20 protein-coding genes and 2 pseudogenes are annotated in these 25,546 nt (G+C 35.7%); 10 read left to right on the top strand and 12 right to left on the bottom strand.

Going from position 1 to position 25,546, the window contains the following annotated elements; genetic code table 11:
• Positions 1-271: 271 nt before the first annotated feature.
• The 4 genes from LF886_RS11710 (at position 272) to LF886_RS11695 (ending at position 3,314) form a co-directional block, all read left to right on the top strand.
• Positions 272-652 (top strand): VOC family protein, encoded by a 381-nt coding sequence (locus LF886_RS11710; RefSeq protein ID WP_236854243.1) that lies wholly within the window; start codon positions 272-274, stop codon positions 650-652.
• A gap of 211 nt (positions 653-863) precedes the next feature.
• Positions 864-1,628: a hypothetical protein gene (locus LF886_RS11705; protein WP_152288934.1), complete on the top strand. Its 765-nt coding sequence runs from the start codon at positions 864-866 to the stop codon at positions 1,626-1,628.
• A gap of 193 nt (positions 1,629-1,821) precedes the next feature.
• Entirely contained in the window at positions 1,822-2,718 is an 897-nt protein-coding gene (locus LF886_RS11700; protein WP_236854242.1) for a retropepsin-like aspartic protease, read from the top strand.
• Positions 2,719-2,867: 149 nt separating this feature from the next.
• Positions 2,868-3,314: a KTSC domain-containing protein gene (locus LF886_RS11695; protein WP_236854241.1), complete on the top strand. Its 447-nt coding sequence runs from the start codon at positions 2,868-2,870 to the stop codon at positions 3,312-3,314.
• A 525-nt stretch (positions 3,315-3,839) separates the two neighbouring features.
• Here the strand turns inward: LF886_RS11695 and LF886_RS11690 are convergent.
• The 5 genes and pseudogenes from LF886_RS11690 to LF886_RS11675 all read right to left on the bottom strand — a co-directional run bounded on the left by LF886_RS11690 (position 3,840) and on the right by LF886_RS11675 (position 10,142).
• Positions 3,840-7,027, bottom strand: a pseudogene (locus tag LF886_RS11690) (efflux RND transporter permease subunit).
• A gap of 7 nt (positions 7,028-7,034) precedes the next feature.
• Complete coding sequence (locus LF886_RS11685) at positions 7,035-8,096, bottom strand: efflux RND transporter periplasmic adaptor subunit (protein ID WP_103233205.1); 1,062 nt, start codon at positions 8,094-8,096, stop codon at positions 7,035-7,037.
• Between the two features lie 9 nt (positions 8,097-8,105).
• A complete protein-coding gene (locus LF886_RS11680) occupies positions 8,106-9,272 on the bottom strand; it encodes a TolC family protein (protein ID WP_317207671.1) in 1,167 nt (388 codons plus the stop codon).
• Positions 9,273-9,289: 17 nt separating this feature from the next.
• Positions 9,290-9,457 carry a hypothetical protein gene (locus tag LF886_RS24030; RefSeq protein WP_317207664.1) on the bottom strand — a complete coding sequence of 56 codons (168 nt, stop codon included), beginning with the start codon at positions 9,455-9,457 and terminating at the stop codon, positions 9,290-9,292.
• Between the two features lie 91 nt (positions 9,458-9,548).
• Positions 9,549-10,142, bottom strand: a complete 594-nt coding sequence (locus tag LF886_RS11675) for a TetR/AcrR family transcriptional regulator (RefSeq protein ID WP_103233207.1) — start codon at positions 10,140-10,142, stop codon at positions 9,549-9,551.
• Positions 10,143-10,320: 178 nt separating this feature from the next.
• Between LF886_RS11675 and LF886_RS11670 the strand changes: the two genes are divergently transcribed.
• Entirely contained in the window at positions 10,321-13,554 is a 3,234-nt protein-coding gene (locus LF886_RS11670; RefSeq protein ID WP_236854240.1) for a T9SS type B sorting domain-containing protein, read from the top strand.
• A 37-nt stretch (positions 13,555-13,591) separates the two neighbouring features.
• Here the strand turns inward: LF886_RS11670 and LF886_RS11665 are convergent, their stop codons facing one another.
• Positions 13,592-14,416 (bottom strand): S1 RNA-binding domain-containing protein, encoded by an 825-nt coding sequence (locus LF886_RS11665; protein ID WP_236854239.1) that lies wholly within the window; start codon positions 14,414-14,416, stop codon positions 13,592-13,594.
• 137 nt (positions 14,417-14,553) lie between these two features.
• Between LF886_RS11665 and LF886_RS11660 the strand changes: the two genes are divergently transcribed.
• Complete coding sequence (locus LF886_RS11660) at positions 14,554-15,000, top strand: hypothetical protein (RefSeq protein WP_236854238.1); 447 nt, start codon at positions 14,554-14,556, stop codon at positions 14,998-15,000.
• 38 nt (positions 15,001-15,038) lie between these two features.
• Here the strand turns inward: LF886_RS11660 and LF886_RS11655 are convergent, their stop codons facing one another.
• From LF886_RS11655 to recQ, 6 genes and pseudogenes are all read right to left on the bottom strand, one after another.
• Complete coding sequence (locus LF886_RS11655) at positions 15,039-15,905, bottom strand: DUF4476 domain-containing protein (RefSeq protein WP_236854237.1); 867 nt, start codon at positions 15,903-15,905, stop codon at positions 15,039-15,041.
• Positions 15,906-16,025: 120 nt separating this feature from the next.
• Positions 16,026-17,429: a dihydrolipoyl dehydrogenase gene (lpdA, locus tag LF886_RS11650; RefSeq protein ID WP_236854236.1), complete on the bottom strand. Its 1,404-nt coding sequence runs from the start codon at positions 17,427-17,429 to the stop codon at positions 16,026-16,028.
• Positions 17,430-17,559: 130 nt separating this feature from the next.
• Positions 17,560-17,946, bottom strand: coding sequence for a cupin domain-containing protein (locus LF886_RS11645; protein WP_236854235.1), 387 nt, complete (start codon positions 17,944-17,946; stop codon positions 17,560-17,562).
• A gap of 50 nt (positions 17,947-17,996) precedes the next feature.
• The gene (locus LF886_RS11640; protein ID WP_236854234.1) at positions 17,997-18,341 is read right to left on the bottom strand and encodes a hypothetical protein; all 345 of its coding nucleotides are present in this window, start codon (positions 18,339-18,341) and stop codon (positions 17,997-17,999) included.
• Positions 18,342-18,409: 68 nt separating this feature from the next.
• Positions 18,410-19,488: pseudogene (locus LF886_RS11635) on the bottom strand (glycosyltransferase).
• 194 nt (positions 19,489-19,682) lie between these two features.
• The gene (recQ, locus tag LF886_RS11630) at positions 19,683-21,887 is read right to left on the bottom strand and encodes a DNA helicase RecQ (protein WP_236854233.1); all 2,205 of its coding nucleotides are present in this window, start codon (positions 21,885-21,887) and stop codon (positions 19,683-19,685) included.
• A gap of 157 nt (positions 21,888-22,044) precedes the next feature.
• Between recQ and LF886_RS11625 the strand changes: the two genes are divergently transcribed.
• The 4 genes from LF886_RS11625 to tatC all read left to right on the top strand — a co-directional run bounded on the left by LF886_RS11625 (position 22,045) and on the right by tatC (position 25,411).
• Positions 22,045-23,004, top strand: a complete 960-nt coding sequence (locus tag LF886_RS11625) for an SIS domain-containing protein (protein ID WP_124531976.1) — start codon at positions 22,045-22,047, stop codon at positions 23,002-23,004.
• 10 nt (positions 23,005-23,014) lie between these two features.
• A complete protein-coding gene (locus LF886_RS11620; protein WP_236854232.1) occupies positions 23,015-23,578 on the top strand; it encodes a Crp/Fnr family transcriptional regulator in 564 nt (187 codons plus the stop codon).
• A 98-nt stretch (positions 23,579-23,676) separates the two neighbouring features.
• On the top strand, positions 23,677-24,363 hold the full coding sequence (locus tag LF886_RS11615; RefSeq protein WP_236854231.1) for a type 1 glutamine amidotransferase domain-containing protein: 687 nt from the start codon (positions 23,677-23,679) through the stop codon (positions 24,361-24,363).
• Between the two features lie 220 nt (positions 24,364-24,583).
• Positions 24,584-25,411 carry a twin-arginine translocase subunit TatC gene (gene tatC, locus LF886_RS11610; protein WP_152288945.1) on the top strand — a complete coding sequence of 276 codons (828 nt, stop codon included), beginning with the start codon at positions 24,584-24,586 and terminating at the stop codon, positions 25,409-25,411.
• Positions 25,412-25,546 lie beyond the last annotated feature (135 nt).

Below are 25,546 nucleotides of genomic sequence, written 5' to 3'. Positions count from 1 at the left end.
AGGAAAAATGATCCGATAAATAATAAGGTGTTAAAAATCACTTCATATTTATTATTCCGGGTCCATCTACTGAAAAAACGCATCATCAGATAAGCGATCCCTCCAAAAACAGCGATAATAAATAAAAGAAAAAAATAATATATCATGGTTTTGTGTTAATTTGTGTAAATCTATTATTTTAAATCCAAAAAAACAATCAGTAATAGTAATAACAGGCTTATAAATAAACTTACTTTTGATCGATATTTATGAGTAAAACAAAAGATAAATTATGGAAATAAAGAATCTGGACCATCTTGTATTAACAGTGGCCAACATTGATAAAACCATTGAATTTTATACTAAAATAATGGGATTTGAAGAGGTTACTTTTGGAGACAACAGAAAAGCTCTGATTTTCGGAAATCAAAAAATCAATCTGCATCAGAAAGGAAATGAATTTGAGCCCAAAGCAGAAAGCCCGACCTGTGGTTCTGCAGATCTTTGTTTCATTGCTCAGACCAACATTGATGATGTGATGGAGGAACTCAAGCAGAAAAATGTGGATATCATTGAAGGAATTGTAGACAGAACCGGAGCTGTGGGAAAAATAAAATCGGTTTATTTTCGCGATCCGGATCAGAATCTCATTGAGGTAAGTAACTATTACTAAGTAAAAAACTACCCTAATCTCCGTTTTCTTCACCCTTTTTTTAGTATTCTATTTTCTTCAATTTGTACAATTTTAGAATAATGGTACAAAAACTATATAAAATTTGCAAAATCAATTGAAAAAATCTATTTAATCCTTTAGATTTCGAATTTAAAGCCTTAATTTTGCATAGAAATTCAGAAAATTCGGATTCTTTCAACAAGTTATGTGCATGAAAAAAATGATGATTGGGCTTGCTTTGGCCTTATCCATTACTATATGGGGGCAAAAAACTCCTGCTAAAGCAAACAATCTGACTCCTTACAGCTATCAGACTTTTAATTGTGACAATCAAGGGTATTTTGACTCGGCTAAATATAATAAAGAAGAAATAGACGGAGTCAATAAGCTTTTATACCAATTCAATGGAGTTGTATTTGATACCCGACCTGTTTTTAAACTTTCCCAGCTTGAAGAAATCCGTCAAAACAGAGAAACTTATTTACAGGATCTTGAAAAGCAATATGAGGAAAAGAAAAAGGAATTGTACAGCCTTAAAATAATTGATCTTCCAAGATGGAAAAAGCTTCAGCAAGAAGTCATGGAATCATTTGAAAACGAATACCAGCTGAATAAAGAAGAAATTATCGCATATTCTGATCCTTTCACCCTTAAAAACAGTAAATATTATAATACCTGCAGAGAGCAGATTGACGCTATATCTTCTCCTGACAGAGAAAAGATGTTTGCAGCCTGGAAAAACTATATTGAGCTTAAAAGCAAAAATAATTCTGATCCACAGGGGGTAATGTCAAGATTCAATACCAAGATGAGTGATCCGCAAAAGGAAGATTATGCTTTGATCGATATGATTGGCCTGGGGTTTCACAACTGTGCCAACAGCAGCTTCAGACAAAAACGTAATGATGAAGAAACGTCTTACAAGGATTTTGATAAGATCTTTACAAAACTGAAGAGAACTTGTGATGAGCCGTAGGGTTGATTAAAAGATTTAATTATTTAAAATATAATGACAGTATCCGGATTGGGTACTGTTTTTTTATGAGAATAAGTTGTGGGATAATAGAATTGAGAACGGTTAAGGAACGGTTAAAGGAGAGTTAATGGTCTGTTATTTCTTTGGGAAAGCGATAATTCCATTTATTTTCGCCCATCTAAAAACCATTTACATGAAACTCATTGTTATTTTCCTGACATCGCTATTTTGTACCGTTATATCTGCTCAAAAATCACCAACTGTCATTCCTTTTTCGTTGGAAAACAATTCCATTTATGTGTATTGTAAAGTGAATAAAACCGACAGCATTAAGTTCCTGTTTGATACGGGTGCTGACGGTTCTGTGATCAATATCAACTCCAAGAAAAAAGTACCGCTGAAAATAGATGGAAAATCTGAAAACAAAGGATCAAACGGTGTGAATATCGTGGAACACAGCAGCCACAATACCGTACAGTTTGGAAATATCCAGAAAAACGATATCCAGTTTACTCTTATCCCCTATGATTCTGCCAATTTTGACGGGGTTTTCGGAACAGATCTGATGATGGGAAAAATCATTGAAGTTGATTACCATAAAAACGAAATTCGATTTTATGAAGAAAGTAATTTTTCCATTGACCTGGCAGGATATGAGAAAATGAAACTTCATATGGTGGATAACTACCCTTCTGTAGAAAGCAGTATTATCGTGAATGGTAAAGAATATTCTGGGCTCTTCGGACTCGACAGCGGTGCGGATGATGCGCTTACTATAGCTTCTCCTTTTGCGAAAAACAATGCTTTGTCCAAAACCATGAAGACTATAGGAAAAGCTACTGCCCAGGGTTCAGATGGCTCTGTGTATGAAATGCCCGTTGTCCTTTGCCCGGCTATAAAATTCGCACAAAAGTATCTTTATAACCTGCCAATCACACTTTCTGGCTCTACAGAAGGAATTGATTCTACAGAAAAAATGGCGGGATTTTTTGGAAATCAGTTTTTAAAAAGATTCAATACTGTAATTGATTTTAAGAACGGTTTTATTTATTTTAAATTGAATAAAAACCTGTATTCGGAGTTTAACTAATTGTAAAAGTTAATTGTACAAATTTCATACTTCTATAATCATGATCATACTCTCATCTTATAAGGTGCTAAATAAATTAATAATGAATAAGTTATGGTTTATCAAATTAAAATCCTTAATTTTGCACCCCGAAAATAAGGATTAGAGATATGAAAAAAATTGGTGAACACAGAACACTTCTTGGGGTAGATAAAAATGTTACTTTAAGAGAATTGAAAACAATTTACAGAAATGTGATGAAAGATACACATCCTGATAAATTCATAAATGATGAGGCTGGAAAACTTGAAGCTGAAGAAAAAAGCAAGTCTGTGATTGAAGCCTACCATTTTTTGGTAAGCATTAATACCGAAACACAGGAAAAATATAAAGAAGAATACACAGAAACGACTACAAAATCTAACATTCAGGATTTTTATCTTGAAAAATCGATTTTGACTGTTCAGCATTTGAATGGAAACATGTATGAGTATATGGGAGTTCCAAGAAATACCTACATCAAAATGGTCAACGCTGATTCACCAAGCCGTTTTGCAAGAAGACATATCTACGGAAATTTCGTGTATAGAAAGTCTGGAGAAGTAATGGCAGACTAATTTTTTTATATTACAATATATAAGAGCTTTCAGTGTATTCTGAAAGCTTTTTTTGTAAAAGAAATATCTTAAAAAAGGTATTTTCAGTATATACTTAATTCGATAGGATTTAAATTTTTTTCAACCTCTATGGCATTTCTTCTAATCATTTCCAAATCCTCTTTATTTTCAATAAACTGTTCATGAACCTGCATTCTGCCGGCAATTTTATTTTTTAAAAGCCCCCAGATCTTTTCTTTTGTAGTTACCTTTGCTTTCAGAGCAATATTAGCAGACCTACAAGTATATTTTCTTTTTCTGAAAAAGTATAAGGAACAAATTCTGAAAAGCAATATGATCATCTCCAAAGAAAAAGCAGAACTTTTAAAGAATATGAATCTCTGGTTCAAAAGTGATCCACAATCAACCCAGAAATTTATCCATTGGCGGCACAATCAGAAGTAAGCAACTCAATTAAAAACATAGATATAAAAAAGCGCCTCAGAAAATCTGAGGCGCTTTCGGTTAATTAAAGGTTGTTATATTTTAGTCTACGTGTTTCGGTGTGTAACCGTCTTCACTTAGTTCTTTGTGTTCATATTCAGCCTTCATTTCAGCTTCATAATCCACTTTTTCATGTCTGCCCATTCTTCTTAAGATAGAGTCAAATAATGAGTAAACTACCGGTACAATAATTAGAGTCAGGAATAAAGATGATGTCAAACCACCGATAATTACCCAAGCTAATCCGTTGTTCATTTCTGCTCCGGCACCTTTTGCAATTGCAATCGGTATCATACCGAAGATCATCGCGATAGTGGTCATAAGGATCGGACGAAGACGTGCGTGGTTTGCCTGAATCAAAGCATCATGCGTACTTGCACCGGCTTCTTTTCTCATATTCGCAAAGTCGACAATCATAATGGCATTCTTCGCGACCAAACCAATCAACATGATCATCCCCAGCATGGTAAATATGTTTAATGAATTTCCGGTGATGGCAAGAATAACCATTACCCCGATCAATGCCAGAGGGATGGAAAATAATACCACGAACGGATAAACAAATGAGTCATATAATGAAACCATTACCAAATAAACCAATACAATAGCAGCCATCAATGCAATCCCTAAAGTACCGAAACCTTCGGTCTGGTTTTCCATATCACCACTCCAGATGTAGCTTACTCCTGCCGGTTTGGTCTTTTCGTTGTCCATAAACTTAGCAGCCCATTCATTGGCAACATCCCCTACAGGACGACCTACTACTTTAGATTTTACCTTTACAGAAGGCGCTTTATCTCTACGTTCCAACAAACTTGGTCCTGAACCCATTTTTACTTCTGCAAACTGGCTCAATCTTACCTGTTCTCCTTTAGGATTGGTAAACATAAGATTTCTTACATCTTCAATAGACTGTCTGTTCGCATCCCCAAAACGGATATTAATATCATATTCATATTCTCCAGCTCTGAATTTTCCGTCTGTATTTCCGTTAAATGCAGTCTGCATTGTTTGTCCTACACTAGAAAGATTTAAGCCTAAAGAAGCCATTTTATCTCTGTCGATATTCACCTGTACTTCAGGGCTTCCGGCGTCAGTTGATAATTCGGCATCTACAGAACCAGGAACTTTTTTAAGTAACTCTAGAATTCTGTTGGCCTCTTTATTTGCTGTTTCATTATCCTGAGCGGTCACTACCATTTCAATAGGTGCGTTATCTGCTCCCATTAATCCAATCGGTGCTGTTTTAAATTCAACTCCTGTGAATTTTTCTTCTAAAGCTCTCTTGATTCTTGCAGACTTGATATCTGTACTTTCATTACGCTCAGATTTATCTACCAAAATTACCTGAATCTCTGACTGATACAATGTAGCCTGTGCCCCACCAAAACCTGATGACTGCTGACCAACTGTCGTGATCATATCTACAACATCTTTGTCTTCTCTCAGATATTTTTCAACGGCAAGAGTAACCTGATTGGTTTTTTCTACAGAAGCATCTTTTGGTAATTCCATCTGAACAAGGAACTGTCCTCTATCCATTTTCGGGAAGAATTCACCTCCGATAAATCCAAATGCAACCAACATAAATGAAGAGATCAAAATAATAAATGTTATAATAACCGTCATTACTCTTCTTAATGTCGTTTTCAAACACCATTCCAGAATTCCTGTAATCCAGTGTGTGAATTTCTCCAATTGCTTTTCGAACCAAAGAATAAACTTCTCAAAAGGGTTTTTACCTGAAAGGTGTACCAATTTACCATATCTTGAAGATAGCCAAGGAATAATCGTAAATGAAGCCAATAATGAAAACATTGTCGCAATAACTACGGTTACACAGAACTGTGCCAAGATATCAGCAACCAATCCTGAACTCATTGCAATCGGTAAGAATACCACCACAATTACCAATGTAATCGCCGTTACGGTAAATCCAATTTCCGAAGCTCCATCATATGCCGCACGAATTCTGCTTTTCCCCATCTCCATGTGACGATAAACGTTCTCCAAAACTACAATCGCATCATCCACAAGAATACCAACAACTAATGAAAGTCCCAGTAAACTCATCAGGTTTAAGGTATATCCCATCAGATACATTCCAATTACCGTCGCAATCAATGACATAGGAATAGAAACCATTACGATAAATGCGTTTCTGATGTTATGAAGAAACAATAACATTACTACCGCTACAAGGATAATCGCTAAGAATAAATCGAAAATTACATGGTCTGCAGCTTCAAGCGTAAAGTCTGTTGTATCATCTACAATATTTATTTTAATCGCCTGAGTTTTATAATTGGTCTGAACATCAGCTATTGTTTTCTTAATTAATTCTGAAACTGAAACCGCATTGGCATCAGATTGTTTTTTAACCTGAAGTAAAATCGTTGAATTCTGGTTATATCTTGCCACTTTCTCGACATCTTTCTGTGTATCAAAAACGGTTGCAATATCAGATAAACGAACCTGAGCTCCATTTTTATTGGAAACGACAAGGTTATTCATCTCCGCAACATTTTTATACTTTCCAGAAAGTCTGATCGTAGATCTTGAAGTCCTCGTTTTCAAAGCTCCCGTCGGGAAATCCAGATTGGAAGAAAGAATTGCCTGCTGTACATCTGCGATGGCAAGACCGTATCCCTGCATTTTCTTTTCATCCAAACTTACCTGAATTTCTCTTTCCTGACCCCCTACAAGGTCTACCTGAGCAACACCATTTACACGGGAAAAAATAGGCTCTATTTTTTATCTAAAAGGTCATAAAGATCTTTATTATTCAGTTTATTACTTGAAATACTCAAAGTCATAATCGGGAGATCATCCAATGAGAATTTTTGCAAAGAAGGAGGGTCTGCATCATCGGGAAGATCTGCCAAAATAGCATTTACTTTTCTCTGTGCATCATTCAAAGCATAGTTTACATCGGCACCTGTATTCAGCTGCACCATGATAACCGATAAACTTTCGTAAGATGAAGATTCTACTTTTTTCACGTTTTCCAAAGAACCTACAGCATCTTCAATTTTTCGGGTTACCGAAGTTTCCACCTCAGCAGGTGAAGCTCCCGGATATACCGTAGAAATGGTTACCATATTGGTTTCAAACTTTGGAATCAACTCATACCCCATCATGGAGTAACTTAATAAACCACCCAGCGTAAGTATCGTAAATAATACGATAACCAGCGATGGCCTTTTAATGGATATTTCTGCTAACTTCATCTTCTGCTTACTTTACGATATTGATTTTCGAACCATTATCAAGGTTAATCTGTCCGCTGGTAACTACCTGCTCGCCTCCATTCAGTCCGCTTAAGATCTGAACTTTGTCGCCGTATACTTTTCCGGTCTGAACCTTAATTAATTTAGCAGTACCATTGTTTACAATAAATAACTGACCTGAACTTACTCCGTTTACAAAAGCTTGTGCAGGAACAGTCAACATATTTTGGGTTTCAGCACCGTGATTGGTTTTAAATGTAGCCGTTGCATACATCCCTGCTTTTAGATTTCCTCTATTCTGAACCTCAATTTCAACCGGGAAATTTAAAGTAGCATCACTTTTAGGAGCAATGAATGTAATTCTACCACTGAAAGAATCTTCCGGTAAGACATTCACATTAATTGGAACTTCCTGACCAAGTGCAATTCTGCCAATCTGGCTTTCGTCTACCAATACAGAAAGTTTAAGGCTGTTGATATTAACAATTTCAAACATGGAAGTTCCTATAGAAACTACTGTTCCCGGCTCAACCATTTTTTTGTTGATCGTACCACTGATTCCTGCACGGATACTTGTATCATTTACTCTTACTCCCTGAGCTTTAACAGCAGCCTGCATATTTTTCAGCTGTAATCTTGAGTTATCAACCTGTTGTTTTGTAACTCCTCCTGTTTTGTATGCGTTTTCATAACGTTGGTTGTCAATGATTGCATTCTGTAAGTTGTTTTGAGCCTGACTAACATCAACTTCGATAGCATCTCTTTTTATAGTTGCTAAGACCTGACCTGCTGATACTCTTGAACCTTCTTTAACCAAAACATTTACAATACGTCCTGCGATTTCAGAAGACTGGTTCATTTCCTGTTTTGGAAGAAAAGTTCCGTTGGCTGAGTAGTCTGTATCAATATTTTCTCTTGTAACGGTTACAATATTAACGTTGATTTTATCTACCTGCTTGGCAACCTCTTTTACTTCTTTATTCTGCTTTTCTTTGTTACCGGCAATCTTATAAGCGGCTAAACCTACAAGTACAGCTGCTACGATGATATATATTAAAGTTTTTTTCATTTTAGTTTATTATAAGTTTTGTAGTGTGTTTAGTTCACCCTTAGCTTTTATCAGCTTGATCTCTGCCTGTTTGTAATCTAGCAATGCATTAGAATAGTTCTGTTTTGCTTGCGTCAGAGCATTTTCAGAATCCAGTACTTCTGTAAGGGTTGCTAAACCATATTGATAGTTTGCCTGAGTGTTCTTCTGAACTCTTTCTGCCAATCCTACATTATCTTTCATGCTTTCGATATTAATCAATGCATTTTCCATATTGGTGACTGCATTTTTATAATCTAAGCTTAAGCTCAACTGAGTGTTTTCAATATCAACATCAAGATCCTGAATATCGATTTCTGCCTGATTGATCTTCGCTTTTGTAGCTCCTCCCGTGAAAATAGGAATATTTACATTTAAACCAATTGCTGAATAATCGCTCCAAAGAACTCCCTTACTAAGACCACTTGTCAACGGGAATTTTGCTCCGTTTGCTCCCCATCCGTAGTTCGCAGTAAGATTTACTGATGGATAAAGATAAGCTTCGGTTGCTTTTTTATTGAAAACCAAAAGCTCTCTGTTTTTATTTAAAACTTTGATTTCTGTACGATCATTAAGATTTACGTTGCTTGCAATCAGCTCAGGCTTTGGTTGGATCTCTTTTTCTTCAAGCTCGATGTCTGTAGCAATAGGGACTCCCATATAAAACTTCAGTGCATTTTTTGAAAGCTCAACAGAGTTGATTAAAGTCTGCTTATTGGAACCAATATTCGTAAGCTGAACATTTGTTCTGTCCAAATCGATTGATTTTGCCAAACCGTTATCAACTAAGCTTTTAATAACATTTCTTACTTTTTCAGTGTTGGCATAGCTGGCGGTTACCGTTTTAAGATTTTCCTCCTGTACAAACACCTGATAATAAGCTGTTGCTACATTTTCAATAATCTGTTCGTTGGTTAATTGGGCATTCAGTACATAAAACTCTCTTGTTGATTTTGCTGCTTTAAGTCCTGTGAATACTCTTTGATCAAAAATCGCCTGCTGAAGTTGTACAGAAGCTGTGGAACCCCATGGCTGCCCAAACTGAGCCCTGATCTTCTCTCCTCCAAATTCCAGTAAAGATTCCTGAATAATCGGGTTATATGTTAAGCCCGCCGTCGCAGTGATCTGTGGAAGAGCTCCGGCTCTGGCCTCATCAATCTTATATTCGGCTTTCCTTACCTGTAAAGCAGCTTTTTGGCTTCTGCTTTATTCTGAAGCGCCTGTTTAATTGCTTCCTGCAGGGAAACCTGCTGCTGGGCAGACACCAATGAAGAGCCGAAAATCATAAATGCTGAAGCTATACCAATCTTTAGCTTTGTAGCAGTTATACGTTTTCTATTCATAATTTTATACTTCGTTTATTTTTTATTTAATTTTCGTTCAGTCATTATTTATTTCTAAATGACGAATCATTGTGAGAAATACTTTAGTTTTTTAGTTTTTGAACAACATATTGATAATAATCTGTTTTCGCTCAGAAATTATCTTATCATATTCTTCATCATTAATTAACAAATTCTCCATAAATAATGGTCTTATGGCACTTGGGAACACCAATAACGAAACCATATTCAGAATAAACTGAACCGGAGCCATTTTCTCAATATTTCCCAATTCCATTTCTTTTTCAATATCACTGTACATCTCGTTCAGGATATCTTCTTCAATTTCTCTGTGATGGCAGGTCCCTTTATTGATCTGTGATACGATATACGTTTCCAGATAAGGATACTGAAGACTTGTAGAAAGACTGCTTTCTATAAATTTGCCGATCTTTTCTTTAAAAGGCAGATCAGAATTCTGAATGATCTTCGATTTTTCCTGCTCTACTCTCTGCGCATCGTCAAAGATGATCTGGATAAGCTTATCTCTTGAACGGAAATAGTAATTAATAAGGGTTCTGTTCACCCCTGCTTCATCTGCAATCTCCTGCGTAGTAGCATCAAATTTTCCTTTCACAAAGAACAAATTCTTCGCTGTCTCTTTGATCAATTCCTGTGTTTGGTCTTTTTTTGCTTGATTTGACATTTTTGTTAAACAAATTTGTGCAAATTTATATTAAATTTTATTTTTGACAAAATTGTTAAACAAAAAAATTAAACACTCATGTTATGATATGCGTCATGTTTTTGAATTTAAGATTGTGATTACTTAATGTCTATCGAGAAGGCTATTTTTATATCTTTGCCGCAAAATTAATAACCTGATGAAGAAAATTCTTTCGCTGTTCTCGGTTTTGAGCGCAGTCCTTCTATTTTCACAAAACTTTTCCTGGGTAAAACAATTTAAAAGTTATACTGATTATGAAGATTTTATTACAAAGGTTGAAAAAGATACTGATGGCAACATCTATTTATTAGGCAGAACACTCGGATTCAGCGGAATAGATGTAGATCCCGGCCCAAATGTACAATTAATAGTTCCCACCAATTATATAAGTTCTGGTACTTATGGCACTACTTTCGTAGTGAAATTGGATAGTAATGGAAATTATTTATGGAGCCGCAAAATCAGTGATATACATAATGATTACGATTATGATCTTAAAGTAAAGAATGGTAAAGTATATGCATTAACGAGCAAATCTTCACAGCAAGGCATTTATATTACCGGATACACGACAATAACTATTCTGGATACCAGTGGAAATTTAATTAATGAAGCAATGCTTACCAATTCCACACCTAATTCTCTGGCTGTGGATGATGGTGGAAATATATACGTGAGCACATTCGCTTTTTCCAATCTTATTTTTTCACAGGCTTCTAATACTGCGTTTAATGATACCAACTCGGTAGCCACCTCATATATTATAAAATTACATCCGAACTTACAGGTTGAATGGTTAAAAAAAATAACTGGAGGTATAGAAAATCAAATAGCATTAAACTCAAATAATGATGTTTATTTCGCTATGAATAAACTGTACGGTCCTGGAGCATATATGCTAAGAAGATATTCTTCTTCCGGAAACCTACTTTGGTCCGGTGAGTTACAAGAACAAAATTTTTCAAATATTACGATTGATAAAAATGACAAATTAGTTGTTTCGGGCAGATGGAATGCTCAATTTTCACCTATCGATGTAGATCCTTCTGCCAATCAATATTTACTTCCATCCAATACCTACGAAAGTCTTTATTTGTTATGGTTTGATACCAGTAACAGCTTACTTGATGTAAAAAAATATATAAATACAGGGCAGAATTTCCCATTGGTTATTTTTGGACTGGATTGTGATGACAATAATGAAATTCATGTGAACGGAACATTTGACAAGAGTTTTGATGCAAATCCAGATGTTTCTGTCAATATGATTAATAAAGGAAATGGGTATATAGAAGGATGTACTATATCATTTGATACCAACAGACAGTATAAAAATTCCTTTAAGATAGGATCAGATACCTATAATTATCCTAACTCCCATTCAAGAATATATCAGACTATAAATAAAGGTAACGCCTATTATTATGTAGGAACGTTTGACTGGCATTGTGATTTTGACCCATCCCCCAACGAATATTTTTTACATGCAATCAACGGTAATCAGTCAAACACTGATGGCTTCTTATTAAAAATGGAAAAATGTACTAATATTCCACAAAATTCCAGTCAGAATATATGTTTAGGTTCTTCTATCCAACTAAATGCTTCGGGAGGCACTCATTATAGCTGGACAGGTCCGAATGGCTTCTCATCTAATCTGCAAAATCCAGTAATTGCAAATTCATCTCCTGTTCATTCCGGCATATATACCTGCCATGTTTCAGGAACAACAAACGGATGCGATGGCAGTTTTTCAGTGCACATTGTTGTAGGAGACAATACACCTCCTGTTCCAAATGTAGCACAGCTTCAAACAATCACCGGAGACTGCAACACTGTGATTACCTCTTTCCCTACAGCATTAGACAATTGTTCCGGAACAATTACAGCCACAACACCTGCTCCTCTTACTTATTCGGTTCCAGGTACTTATACAATCTTTTGGACCTATGATGATGGGAATGGGAATATTTTAACACAGAGTCAAACGGTCATTATTACTGCCGTACAAATACCTGTGGCTATTTTAAATCAAACATTCTGCGCTACCAGCAACCCAAAAGTTTCTGATATTCAGATTACAGGACAGAATATCAAATGGTATGACACCGCAGGAAATATTTTACCGGCAACTACTTCTCTTGTCAATGGACAAACCTATTATGCATCTCAGACTATTAATGGTTGTGAAAGTAATAAAACAGCTATTCAGGTCACAGTAAACAGTACTCCTAAGCCAACAGCCAATGCAAACCAGGATTTCTGTGCTTCTGCCAACCCTACTTTGGATAAGCTTGTTGTAACTGGAAATTCACTGATATTTTATAATGCAGCCGGAGCTGTGATACCTATGACAACTCCTCTTGTAAATGGGCAAACATATTATGTAACTCAGACATTAAACAACTGTGAATCTGAGAAACTGGCTATAACCGTGACTCTATCTACAGATAATGTTCCCGCTAAAGACTTTACACAGGTACAGTGTAATACTACTACAGCCACTTCAATGGTAGTCAACCTTCATTCGTATGAAGCGGGTATTATTAATAATCCCGGCGGTTATATTTTTACCTATACGGATACGGCAGGAAATCCTATTGCCAATCCTTCAGCGTATGTGTTAAATGTAGGAACAACCCTTCTCCACGTTAAAGTAGCAACTCCGGACGGATGTTTTAAAGTTGTGAGACTCAATCTTACCCTTAATCCAAAACCGTTTGTTCAGCTTCCTAATCAACTGGATTTCTGTGAAGGAAAATCGGTCATTCTGGATGCAGGACCTGGACTCAAATCTTATGAATGGAATACCGGAGCAACCACCCAAACCATTACCGTATCTACTCCGGGAACTTATACCGTGAAAGTAACCAATGTTTTCGGATGTGAAAGTACAAGTTCTACTCAGGTAAGCTATTCTGTTTTAGCCCATATTGTTTCTGTGAATATTACAAATAATACAGCAACAGTTATTCTTTCTCAGAGTGGAAACTACGAATTCTCTTTAAATAATTTCACATGGCAGGATTCTAATATTTTCACCAATTTAAATATGGGAGAATATACTGTATATGTAAGAACAAAATCCGGATGTATTATCGGACAGAAAAACTTCTCGATATTCAATATTCCTAATGCAATCAGTCCTAACGGCGATGGAATTAATGATACATGGAGAATAGCCGGACTGGAAAACTATCCTGGAACAGAAGTGTATTTATATGACAGAAAAGGAGCTATAATCTATAAAGAAGTCATTAAAAAGAAACCTTTCCAATGGGACGGAAAATATGAATCTCAACCCATCTCTACAGGAAATTATTGGTACACTATAAAAGTATCTGACGGAAGAATCTACAACGGATGGCTTCTGATCAAAAACAGAGAGTAACAAAAAAACGAGCAGAAATTTCTGCTCGTTTTTTATTTTATAATAATTTGATCTTATCTTCCAAAATATCGATAACCTTATCTCTATATAGTCCACCGATCGCCTTTTTGAAGTTTTTCTTACTCATCTGAAGTTCAGCCTGAATATCTTCAGGAGAAGATTTATCTGAAACATACAGAAGTCCATAATTTTCTTCCAGCTTGTTCAGGATTTTCTGCTTGAACTCGTCAATATTTTCAAACCCTTCCGGCTGTAAGGAAATATCTATTTTTCCGTCCTCACGTATTGTTTTGATATACCCGCTTTCTTCCGATAATGGATATAGTTTTTTGAAAACATCTGAAGCGTATATCAAGCCAATATATTGTTTATTGATGATAACGTTCCAGCCCAGCTCACTTTCATTCATCATGATCAGGTCTACTTTATCTCCTTTTTTGAACTCAAGATCATCATACTGAGGATTTCTCTTGAATTTTGTAGTTCCTGTGATAAGCTCCATATCTTCATCTACATAAAGATAAACCAGATACCTTTTTCCTTCTAAAATTTTGGTTTTCTGCTGTTTGTAAGGGATAAATAAATCTTTAATGATTCCCCAATCCATAAATGCTCCGCTTGGAAGACTTTGTACACAGCTCATTACTGCAAATTCGCCTACTTCCGCCAAAGGAATTTCAGTAGTTGCCTTCAATTTATCGTCATCCTGATACACAAAAACTTCAACCTCCTCGCCTATTTCTTTTTCATTCTGAATGAAAATTTTAGGCAGAAAAGCTCTTTCACCGGATTCGTCCGCAAGGAACCATCCTGAATTAATTTTTTCTGAAATTGTTAAAGTTTGAGTTTTTCCGAGTTGCATTGATGATAAAATTAGCTGACAAAGGTACGGAAATTTGAAGATGCCAACCTAGTCAATGCTATTATAATTCTTTTAAAGAATTATTTTCATTTTTCATAAAGGCCGTAAAACCCTTACATTTGAACAAAAAAATAATCATGAAAAAGTATTTCATCTTACCTCTGTTCTTTTCGGTTATCTTTTCAAATGCTCAGTTGCTTGAGAAAACGGCACTCAATATTTCTTACCGATACACAGGAAGAAACGTTCTGCAGGCAGGATTAGAATACAGATTTGGCGAAAGCTATGATGGATCTATTATTTTGGGACCTTCCTTACTTTACACCCGTGTCAATCAGACGGACAAATTCATTCCGGAGGTGAATATTAATTTTATCCGCGCCGGACTATTGTTTGGAGTATCAGGTAATCCGTATTCATTAGAACCAAGAATAGGATTTTCGATATTTAATGCAATCTTTCTCAATACAGGATACGCTTTCCCTATTCATAAAGAAAAGTATTTTAAAGGAGTAACTTTTGGAATACAATTCAACATTACACCGAAATATTCAAAGTTTTATGACAAAATGAAACTTATGTAAAAAAATAAAACGGGCTAAAAGCCCGTTCCTATTCAATACTATAATTTAGAAATATAATCCATCAGTTCCCGCTTGCTGCTTTCAAAATCAAAAGCATCATAGACCATGAAATATCGGTTTTTATCTACACAATTACGGTACATAGATTTAGCGAGTGCTAATTTTTTATTATCAAAACTGATCGCTTTTACAAGCTCCCTGATCTGTGCAGATGTAAACATAGAAGTTCGCATCTGCTGATTGATCATGGCAACTTTTCCATCGTCAAAACTCTCATTACTCATCATCATATCAAAAAACTGACGGAAAGAATTATTATCCATTACATTTCCCTGATGAGACCAGTCTCCTGACTGATTTCCGTACGGATTATTCCATACATCATTCCAGTCATTAAAGCCATACTGACCCTGAACAGGATAAGAATCCAAAAGATACAAACCTTCATTGGTGAAGAAATCGAGTACCATTCTACTGTTATTGCGAAGCATCAAAGTGGTTCTATAGATCAGAAAACCATTCTCGTAGATTGAGATAGACATTCTTCCTGAAGACAAATCAAAGAATCTGTATTTTCCGGAGCCGTTTGCCATCATCTGATCTCCAACTTCAACTGTAAAAAAGCCCTGTTCAGGAATTCTCAGAAAAACTTCAGCATAACCGTAATTTCTGTTCCATTGATAATTAGAGTTTTTTATTCTGTTTTCATTTCTGTTTCTCTGAGGAATCGGAGTATTTCCTGATCTCGACTGATCAAAAGTTCTATTTTTTTCATCCGGGCTTTTAGAAGTTCTCATTTCTGTGGCAGAAGCTTCATTCTTTAATAATTCTCCTGCCTTTCCTGCTTCCTGGGCAAATGAGCTGATCCCTGCCAAAAGCATCCAACTGATAAAAATCTTTTTCATCTATGAAATTTTCAAAATCTATCTCCATTTTCATGCCATAAATGGCGTAAAAAAGGCTGTCTCAAAAGAAACAGCCTTTTTATTTTTAAATATTTAAATGATTAAATCTTTAATCAGATATTACATATGGATTGGTCTTTTTCCCGTAGCATCCAATGCAGCTTCTTTAATTGCTTCTGCATACGTTGGGTGAGCGTGAGAACTTCTTGCGATATCTTCAGCACTTGCACGGAATTCCATTGCAATTACACCTTCAGCAACTAAATCTGCGGCTCTTGCTCCAATCATGTGGAAACCAAGAACTTCATCCGTTTTTTCGTCAGCGATAATTTTTACCAAACCGTCGATATCACCACTTGCACGGCTTCTTCCTAAAGCTCTCATTGGGAAAGACCCAACTTTGTAAGCTACACCTTCTTCTTTCAATTGCTCTTCAGTTTTACCAACTCCAGCAACTTCCGGCCATGTGTAAACCACTCCAGGAATTAAATTATAATTGATGTGAGGTTTTTGTCCAGCCAAAGTTTCAGCAACGAAAACTCCTTCTTCTTCAGCTTTGTGAGCCAACATTGCTCCTTTAATTACATCACCGATTGCATAAATGTTTGCAACATTGGTCTGTAAATGATCATTTGTTTTTACTCTTCCTCTTTCGTCAAGTTCTACACCTGCTTTCTCCAATCCAAGACCGTCTGTATAAGGTTTTCTACCTACAGAAACTAAACAGTAGTCTCCTTCAACAGAAACTTCTTCTCCTTTTTTGTCTTTTGCAGTTACTTTTACTGTATCTCCATTTCTTTCAACTGCAGAAACTGCCGTAGAAAGCATGAATTTCATACCTTGTTTTTTCAGAACTTTAGTCAATTCTTTGCTTAAAGCTCCATCCATTGTAGGGATGATTTTATCCATAAATTCAACAACAGTAACCTGAGCTCCAAGTCTCAAATAAACTGAACCTAATTCAAGACCGATTACTCCACCACCGATTACTACTAAATGCTTAGGAATTTCTTTTAAATTTAAAGCTTCTGTAGAAGTGATCACTCTTTCTTTATCTAAAGTGATGAAAGGCAAAGATGAAGGTTTAGAACCTGTTGCAATGATTGTATATTTAGAATCGATGGTTTCAGTAGAACCGTCGTTTTTAGTCACTTTAATCTGAGTCGCAGATTCAAAACTTCCAAGACCTTCAAAAACAGTAATTTTGTTTTTATCCATCAAGAAGTTGATTCCTTTTGTAGTCTGCTCTACTACTTCATTTTTTCTCGCAATCATTCTTGCGATATCTGCTTGTGGCTCATTGATGATAATTCCGTGACCTGCAAAATTATGTTTTGCATTTTCGAAATGTTCAGAGCTGTCAAGAAGTGCTTTTGACGGAATACATCCAACGTTAAGACAAGTTCCGCCTAAAGTTGAATATTTTTCAATAATTGCTGTTTTGAAACCTAATTGTGCTGCACGGATTGCAGCAACATAACCACCGGGACCAGAACCTATTACGGTAACATCGAATTGACTCATGTTATTGTATGAATTTGTTTATTATTATCTATCTTAATTCTCACAAATTTACATATAAATTACCAAGCACCAAAGTGAGTTTTATCAATTTTAAAAATGATAATTATATGCTTTAGTTTTATGAAAAGTATTATTTTATGAACTTGATATTTTCTTCATTTCCCTCTTTCAGATAAATCGCAGTGAAGACAAGTGGCTTTTCTGCTGAGGCATTATCAAAATGAAGAATTTTTACATTTTTGGGCTCATAAAAAGCATCACCTTCATGAAGTACCACTTTCGGTTGTCCTTCTATCTGAAAAACAGCTTCTCCTGATTTTATCATTCCTAAAACGGGACAAGGATGCAGATGTTCGGGAGCTCCCTGACCTACCGCCATTGTTATTTCCTGAATTTCTGCAGATGTAATGGTCTGATCAATAGCCGTTTTTAATAATTCTTTTCTGGAGATTGTCTTCTGCTGAGCTACTATTACAACAGAATTCAGTATCAAAATAGCAGTTATAAATGGTTTCATTGATATGATATTTAATTTTACTGTTTTTATTATTAAATCAGCATCAAATACTATACATTCAATTTTCCTTGTCCAAATTCGCCTGTGCTTTCAAAAAATGACCCTCCGTACACATACCATTCCAGGTTTTCCAAATATTCCACTGCATTTTCCGGGGTTATCTGTAATCGATCTTTTTTCGAAACGATTCCTTTGTACCATCTTCCTGATTTTGAAAAACTTTCATATTCAACAAAATAACGAATCCATATTCTTTGGCACAACTTACACTGTTGAATGGTTACTTCTCCATATCTTCCGTTAGTATGATCTATACCCAATTCTGAACTTCTATATTCTGTGTAGTTGGAATCTGGTTTTTCACAAGAGCATCCTATTTTGGGAATTTTATTCATTGACATTTATTTTATCCGGGTCCAAATCTAAGAAAATAAAACTCCATAAGACAAATAATAGGGCAACACTACTTCATTAAATCCAATAAAACCTGCTCATATTTGTCTAATATAATATTCTTCGAAAACCTAGATTTAATCGAGTTTTTATAGCATCCCGATTATAATTGCTGTGCAGCACTCTTACAATCTGCTGGGCAAAACCATCATAGTTTTCAATATTTGAAACTTCGCCATTTATATTGTGCTGGATAATCTCATTAATCCCGCCCGGGCAGTTATTGGCCAGAGAATAAATACCACATGCACCCGCTTCCAGAAGAACATTTGGAAATCCTTCATACCTTGAAGAAAGAACAAATAAATCTGCATACTTCAGATATTGATAAGGATTTTCCTGTCTTCCGTGGAAGATGACTTTTTTCAGTCCTAAAATTTCTTTCGTCTGAAGCAGAAGATCTTTGTCTTTTCCATCTCCTAAAATATGAAGCATAATATTTTCATTTTTCAGTCTTGAAAAAACTTTCAACAGGTTATCAAATCCTTTTCTGGATGATAAATTACCAATTGCTACTACGTTCTTATAGTTGTATTTGAAGCATTCAGGCTTTAAGGACAATGCCATTTTATCTTCAATGAAATCAAAGTCTACAGGATTATTGATCTTAACAATTCTTTTCTTTTTAATATTAAAATTATCGACAAGATCATTCATCATATCATCACTTTGAGCAATAATTCTCTGATAGTTATTGTAAAAATTATAGAAAAATTTAATTTCTTTCCGGGTGACATGCTGCGTCACCACATTGGTTTCGCGGGCAATGAATTTTGTTCTTGGAAAAAGCTTTATAAATAGAGACAAATAAGCATTTACTTCCCCAAAACCGGAGAATACGATATCAGGTTTTCTTCTGTAGATTTCTCCTAAAATCGGCTTTAATGAATGCCTTATTCTTTCGGTATTGATGTCGATAATTTCAACGTCTTTTTTCAGAAAATTCAGATATCCGCCTTGTTTACGTAACAGCAAAATCTTGGGTTCAAACCGATCTCTGGAGAGATGATTCGCTATAGTAGTAACAATTCTTTCTGCTCCCCCGGTTTCTAAGTCCGGCAGAATAAATATGACAGATATCTTTTTCATCACTGTAAAGTTAGTAAAAAGTTTGGTTATGTTTAAAGTGAAGCCAGCGCGTATTGATATTTATTAACAGAAATTAACTAAGCTTTAAAATCGGAGTTTATTTTGTATTCATTCTAAACATCACAAACAGACAAAAATGCATTAAGCCCTTCGATTGAAGGGCTTAATGCATTTTTTATATTATAATGAAATGTTTAATTCGCTACGTCACTGATAAACTTAATCCTCAGCATCCTCACTTCCTCATCAGACAATTCATCCCCGAACTCGTCCAGCAATACTTTCATACTGTCACTTTCAGATTCGTTCATAAATTCCATGAAGCCGTCTACGATGTCTTCGTCAAAATTATCTTCAATATAGTAATCGATATTCAGTTTTGTTCCCTGATAAACGATCCTTTCCATTTCTTTCAGAAGTTCATCCATAGAAAGGTTTTTAGCTCTTGCTATATCTTCAAGGTCGATTTTTTTATCAGTGCTCTGGATAATGAAAACTTTATGGCTCGATTTGTTGGCCACCTGCTTCAATACCATATCCTGAGTACGTTCTATATTATTATCTTCTACATATGTTTTAATGTAGTCAGCAAATTCTTTACCGTACTTTTTGGCTTTTCCTTCTCCTACACCATAAATTTTGGTGATCTCATCTACTGTAATCGGATATTGAACCGTCATATCCTCCAAACTAGGATCCATAAATACAGTATACGGTGGAATCCCATGTTTCTTGGCTACTTTCTTTCTAAGTTCCTTTAACAGGTTAAAAAGTTTTTGATCCAAACCTCCCCCAGCTTGCTGCTGTATCTGATCGCTCTCCGCTTTTGCCTGGGTAAGATCAAATTCTTTGTCTTCAGCAATTAAAAAGAGATCTTTAGATTTTCCATTCAGAAAAGTTTTTGCTTTTTCTGTAAGCTTTAAAACACCATAGGTTTCAATATCTTTCTGTAAAAAGTTCTGAACAGTAGCTTGTCTAAGGATCGTTTTCCAATAATTATCTTTTTCATCTTTTCCAAAACCAAAATGAGAAGTTTGCTCTAGTTTGTAAGACTTCGTCACTGCAGTTTCTTTTCCTACGATGACAGAAATCAGATCTTTGGATTTGAATTTTTCTCCTGTATCATTGATCAGTTCCAGCGCTTTTTTCAAGTCCGCAGTTGCATCCTTCAATTTTGGCGGATTGGAAGAGTTGTCACACATATTGGCACCATCTCCTTTTACCGGATCAAAAGTTTCTCCAAAATAATACAGAATATATTGTCTCCTGCTCATAGAAGTTTCGGCATAGCCTACCACTTCATTCAAAAGTTGTAATCCGATTTCTCTTTCAGAAACAGGTTTTTGTGCCAGGAATTTTTCTAATTTTTCAATATCTTTCGGATCGTAGAATGCCAGACAATGGCCTTCACCACCATCTCTTCCTGCCCTTCCGGTTTCCTGATAATAGCTTTCCAGCGATTTTGGAAAATCGTAGTGGATCACAAAACGGACATCCGGTTTATCAATTCCCATTCCAAAGGCAATGGTTGCTACAATTACGTCCACCTCCTCCATCAGAAACTTATCCTGATTGGTCACCCTGACTTTCTGGTCAAGACCTGCATGATAAGGAAGTGCGTTGATTCCGTTTACCTGCAGAAGCTGGGCAAACTCTTCAACTTTTCTTCGGCTCAGGCAATATACAATCCCTGATTTTCCTTTATGTTGATTGATAAATTTTACAATTTCCCTATCTACGTTGATTTTCGGACATACTTCATAGTATAGATTAGGACGGTTGAAACTTTCCTTAAATACCAATGCATTGGTCATTCCTAACGTTTTCTGGATATCATCCTGAACCTTAGGCGTGGCAGTAGCTGTCAAAGCAATCACCGGTACATTGGCAATTTTGTCTATAATCTGTTTCAGATTCCTGTATTCTGGTCTGAAATCATGTCCCCACTCTGAAATACAGTGGGCTTCATCAATAGCAAAGAAAGAAATTTTCACATCTTTCAAAAATTCCAGGTAATCATCTTTAATCAATGATTCAGGAGCTACATACAGAAGTTTGGTTTTGCCGCTTCTGATATCGTCAAAAACCTGTTTGGTCTGCGTTTTGTTCAATGATGAATTCAATACGTGTGCTACCCCATCTTCAGATGAAAGGCCGTTCACTGCATCTACCTGATTTTTCATCAACGCTATTAAGGGCGAAACAACTATTGCTGTGCCTTCCGAAATCAGTGCCGGAAGTTGATAACATAATGATTTTCCACCTCCTGTAGGCATTAAAACAAATATATCCTTCCCATTCAATAGGTTATCTATAATTTGTTCCTGCTGGCCCTTAAATGTAGAAAACCCAAAATACTTTTTCAATTCGCCTGATAAATTGGCTTTTTTTGCGCTCATCTAATTTTCTATTGCTAAATTTGCAACTCACCCAAAGTTATAAAAATTCTGCTTAAAATAAAAGCGAACGAATTTATAAAAATAAAATTTATATTAAATATTCTTTTTAAAATATAACGTTTTTTAAGAACTTTTTTGTATACCTTATTATCGTAAAATGGATAGAACCAACATTATATCAATTGCAAAAAGCACTTTAGAAATAGAGATTTCTGAGCTCGAAAAATTAAAAAATAGAATTGACGATCAATTTGCCCAGGCAGTAGAAATCATCCACTCGGCAAAAGGAAAGCTCATCGTAGTAGGAATAGGGAAATCTGCCCATGTAGGTAACAAAATTGTAGCTACATTGAATTCAACAGGTACTCCTTCTCAATTTTTGCATGCTTCAGAAGCTATCCATGGAGATCTTGGGGTTATTCAGAAGCAGGATGTGGTCTTATGTATTTCCAATTCTGGAAATTCTCCTGAAATCGCCAACCTGGTTCCTTATTTAAAAGGTTATTCTTCAGCTTTGATCGGAATGACCGGAAATAAAACCAGCAAACTGGCTGAATTCTCTGAAGTTATCTTAGATACTCATGTGGATGTTGAAGCGTGCCCGAATAAACTGGCTCCTACCAGCTCTACCACGATTCAGATGGCATTGGGAGATGCTTTGGCTGTTGCTTTAATGGAACTGAACGATTTCAAGGCCAACGATTTTGCCAAATTCCATCCGGGAGGAAGCTTAGGAAAGAACCTTACGTCTACCGTAGAACAGTTCCTTTCTTCTCAAAAGCCTCAGGTTGCAGAAGATGCTTCGATAAGGGATGTGATCATCTCAATCAGTGCTTCAAGTCACGGAATCACAGTGGTAACCAATGGAGACCAGATCATCGGGGTCATCACAGATGGAGATTTAAGAAGAATGCTGATGAAAGGAGAAGACATCAATAAAGTTTTGGCTAAAGATATTATGTCTTCCCATCCAAGAACGATTGAAAAGGAAGCTCTTGCCAAAGAAGCCATGAAAGTTCTGAAAGAAAATAATATCGGCCAGCTGATTGTAACGGAAAACGGAACGTATTTCGGAATCATTGACCTGCATAAGTTATTGGATGAAGGAATAAATTAATACTGATGATATGAGCCATTTTCTACATGCACATATCCGGGAAATCGTTGACCTTACAGATGATGATTTTGAGGTTATACAAAAGTTTTTCACAAAAAAGAGGTTCCGGAAAAGACAATTTCTGATCCAGGAACATCAACCTGTGCATGAAATTTTTCTTATAGAGAAAGGTGTTCTTAAAAGCAGTACTATAGATAATACAGGAAAAGAACATATTCTTCAGTTCGCAGCACCTAACTGGTGGATTTCAGATTTTGCCGGCTTTTTTAAGCAGGAAACCTCATCACTGGCAGTGGAATGCATTGAAGATTCTGAAGTGTATGCAGTATCTTATGAAGATTTAAACCTTCTTTGTTCAAAAATACCCGCAATGGAACATTTTTTCAGGATAAAGTCCAACTTCGGGTATGTAGCTCTACAGCAGAGAATTCTTTCATTGCTGAGTAAGTCTGCAAAAGAGCGTTATGAAGATTTTATACAACAATATCCAGGTTTTATAGACCATATCCCCAAGCAGCTTATTGCAAGCTATCTGGGAGTTTCCAGAGAGACATTAAGCAGACTATACTCTTAAGATGTGACCTAGGTCACATCTTTTTTTTGAGGTATGTCCTTATAAGGATAGGTTTAAAAGTCCAATCTTTGTATTATAATTTTTAATAATAAATACCAATGAAAAAGAAAGCATTAATTGTAGTAACAAGTGTGGAAAAATATCCTAATATGGAAAGAGCAACAGGTCTTTGGCTGGGTGAAGCTGTTCATTTTTATGAAAAGTTACATGAAAAAGACTATGAGATTGATTTTGTAAGTCCAAAAGGCGGCTATACTCCACTAGACCCAATTTCCCTACAAATGTTTGTACAACCTGTAGATTGGAAATACTATGGTGATGATATTTTCAGAGAAAAAATGGCTAATACTTTAAAGCCAGAAGAGATCAACCCTAAAGATTATGGAGTTATTTATTACACAGGAGGTCATGGGGTTGTATGGGATTTCCCTGACAATAAGGAATTAAAGGAAATTGCCCGCAGTATTTATGAAGATGGGGGAATTGTATCCTCAGTATGCCACGGAGCTGTAGGACTTTTTAATATAAAGCTATCCAATGGAGAACGTCTGATTAATGGAAAAACACTTACTGGTTTTTCAAACTCAGAGGAAATTGCTGCAGAATTGGCCGATCACATGCCTTACCTAACAGAAGACGTATTGAAAAGTAATGGAGCACATTATGTAAAAGCAGATCAGGATTTTATTCCTTTTGCCGTTTCTGATGGAAGACTTGTTACAGGACAAAACCCTCAATCAGGAGGTGCTGTAGCAGATAAGGTATTGGAAATGTTGGAAAAATAAGCACCCAGAACTAAAGATAAAAAACAGCTTGCAGCCTAAAATAATCATTTTAGGCTGCAAGATTTTGTATTCAAAAGTATCTTTAAGAATACGTCAACTGTCTGTAACATAAACTTGAACAAAATCATTGACAATAAATTCTAAATACTGATTATTATTTCATAATTTCGCACACTTAAACTGCTTGCCATAGGGCTGGCATTTTGACAGATTCTACTATATGGACAATAAAAAAGACATGTCCTTTCTTGGGCACATTGGAGAATTAAGAGGACACTTGGTCCGTTCGATTATTGCTATCATAATTGCGGCATTTGTAGTGGGCTTTAATATCAACTGGATTATGGACCATATCTTTTTTGGTCCCACCAGAAATGATTTCCCTACATTCAGAATTGTTAATCATTTTTCAAGAATGATTTTGGGGGAAGATAGTATTCACCTTCCAAAAGAATTCCCTGTGCGTGTACAGAGATTGTATCAGCAGTTCAATGTGATGATGGCAGTTTCTATTTTTGGAGGAATGGTGGCTGCATTTCCATATATTGTATGGGAATTATGGCGTTTTATTGGTCCGGCTTTACATCCCAAAGAGAGAAAAAATTCTATTTATATCATCAACTCGGTATGGATGCTTTTCATGACCGGAGTATTATGCGGATATTTTTTAATCCTTCCGTTTGCGGTTAATTTTGGGGTTATTTTTAAAATCTCAGATATTATCGTTCCGCTGTATGACTTAAGTGATTACACGACTCTATTTTTGCAGGTGGTTTTAGGTATGGGAATTATTTTCCTATTCCCTATTCTTATCTATTTCCTCACCAGCATCGGAATTTTGACGCCTCAATTTATGAAAACATATCGCCGTCATGCTATTGTTTTAATTATGGTTGTTGCTGCAATCATTACTCCGGCAGACGTATTAAGTATGATTATGGCGGCATTACCGTTGCTTGTTCTATATGAATTCAGTATCATGATGTGTACAGTCACCTATAAGAAAGCACAGAAAAACAACGGAAACCTTCCGGTAGTACAGAAATAAATTAATAAATAAACGATAAAAAAGCGCTGATTCTGCATTGCAAAATCAGCGCTTTTTTTCATTTTCCTCTTCAAAAACCTCATGTAAATTTTTCTTAAAATATTACAATTTGTTAAATTTTTTTTCACAAATAAG

Origin of the sequence: Chryseobacterium sp. MEBOG07 (assembly GCF_021869745.1) — a bacterium.
GTDB lineage: Bacteria > Bacteroidota > Bacteroidia > Flavobacteriales > Weeksellaceae > Chryseobacterium > Chryseobacterium viscerum.
The sequence above is the reverse complement of the archived record's forward strand: the minus strand, read 5'-3'. Positions and strand labels throughout refer to the sequence as shown.

Coding starts and splice junctions, on each gene's coding strand:
- LF886_RS11645 (WP_236854235.1), bottom strand. CDS start 17,946: ATGAAACCATTTATAACTGCTATTTTGATACTGAATTCTGTTGTAATA.
- LF886_RS11620 (WP_236854232.1), top strand. CDS start 23,015: ATGAGCCATTTTCTACATGCACATATCCGGGAAATCGTTGACCTTACA.
- LF886_RS11700 (WP_236854242.1), top strand. CDS start 1,822: ATGAAACTCATTGTTATTTTCCTGACATCGCTATTTTGTACCGTTATA.
- LF886_RS11705 (WP_152288934.1), top strand. CDS start 864: ATGAAAAAAATGATGATTGGGCTTGCTTTGGCCTTATCCATTACTATA.
- LF886_RS11685 (WP_103233205.1), bottom strand. CDS start 8,096: ATGAAAAAAACTTTAATATATATCATCGTAGCAGCTGTACTTGTAGGT.
- LF886_RS11665 (WP_236854239.1), bottom strand. CDS start 14,416: ATGCAACTCGGAAAAACTCAAACTTTAACAATTTCAGAAAAAATTAAT.
- LF886_RS11615 (WP_236854231.1), top strand. CDS start 23,677: ATGAAAAAGAAAGCATTAATTGTAGTAACAAGTGTGGAAAAATATCCT.
- tatC (WP_152288945.1), top strand. CDS start 24,584: ATGGACAATAAAAAAGACATGTCCTTTCTTGGGCACATTGGAGAATTA.
- lpdA (WP_236854236.1), bottom strand. CDS start 17,429: ATGAGTCAATTCGATGTTACCGTAATAGGTTCTGGTCCCGGTGGTTAT.
- LF886_RS24030 (WP_317207664.1), bottom strand. CDS start 9,457: ATGAATAGAAAACGTATAACTGCTACAAAGCTAAAGATTGGTATAGCT.
- LF886_RS11655 (WP_236854237.1), bottom strand. CDS start 15,905: ATGAAAAAGATTTTTATCAGTTGGATGCTTTTGGCAGGGATCAGCTCA.
- LF886_RS11710 (WP_236854243.1), top strand. CDS start 272: ATGGAAATAAAGAATCTGGACCATCTTGTATTAACAGTGGCCAACATT.
- LF886_RS11660 (WP_236854238.1), top strand. CDS start 14,554: ATGAAAAAGTATTTCATCTTACCTCTGTTCTTTTCGGTTATCTTTTCA.
- LF886_RS11640 (WP_236854234.1), bottom strand. CDS start 18,341: ATGAATAAAATTCCCAAAATAGGATGCTCTTGTGAAAAACCAGATTCC.
- LF886_RS11695 (WP_236854241.1), top strand. CDS start 2,868: ATGAAAAAAATTGGTGAACACAGAACACTTCTTGGGGTAGATAAAAAT.
- LF886_RS11670 (WP_236854240.1), top strand. CDS start 10,321: ATGAAGAAAATTCTTTCGCTGTTCTCGGTTTTGAGCGCAGTCCTTCTA.
- LF886_RS11625 (WP_124531976.1), top strand. CDS start 22,045: ATGGATAGAACCAACATTATATCAATTGCAAAAAGCACTTTAGAAATA.
- recQ (WP_236854233.1), bottom strand. CDS start 21,887: ATGAGCGCAAAAAAAGCCAATTTATCAGGCGAATTGAAAAAGTATTTT.
- LF886_RS11675 (WP_103233207.1), bottom strand. CDS start 10,142: ATGTCAAATCAAGCAAAAAAAGACCAAACACAGGAATTGATCAAAGAG.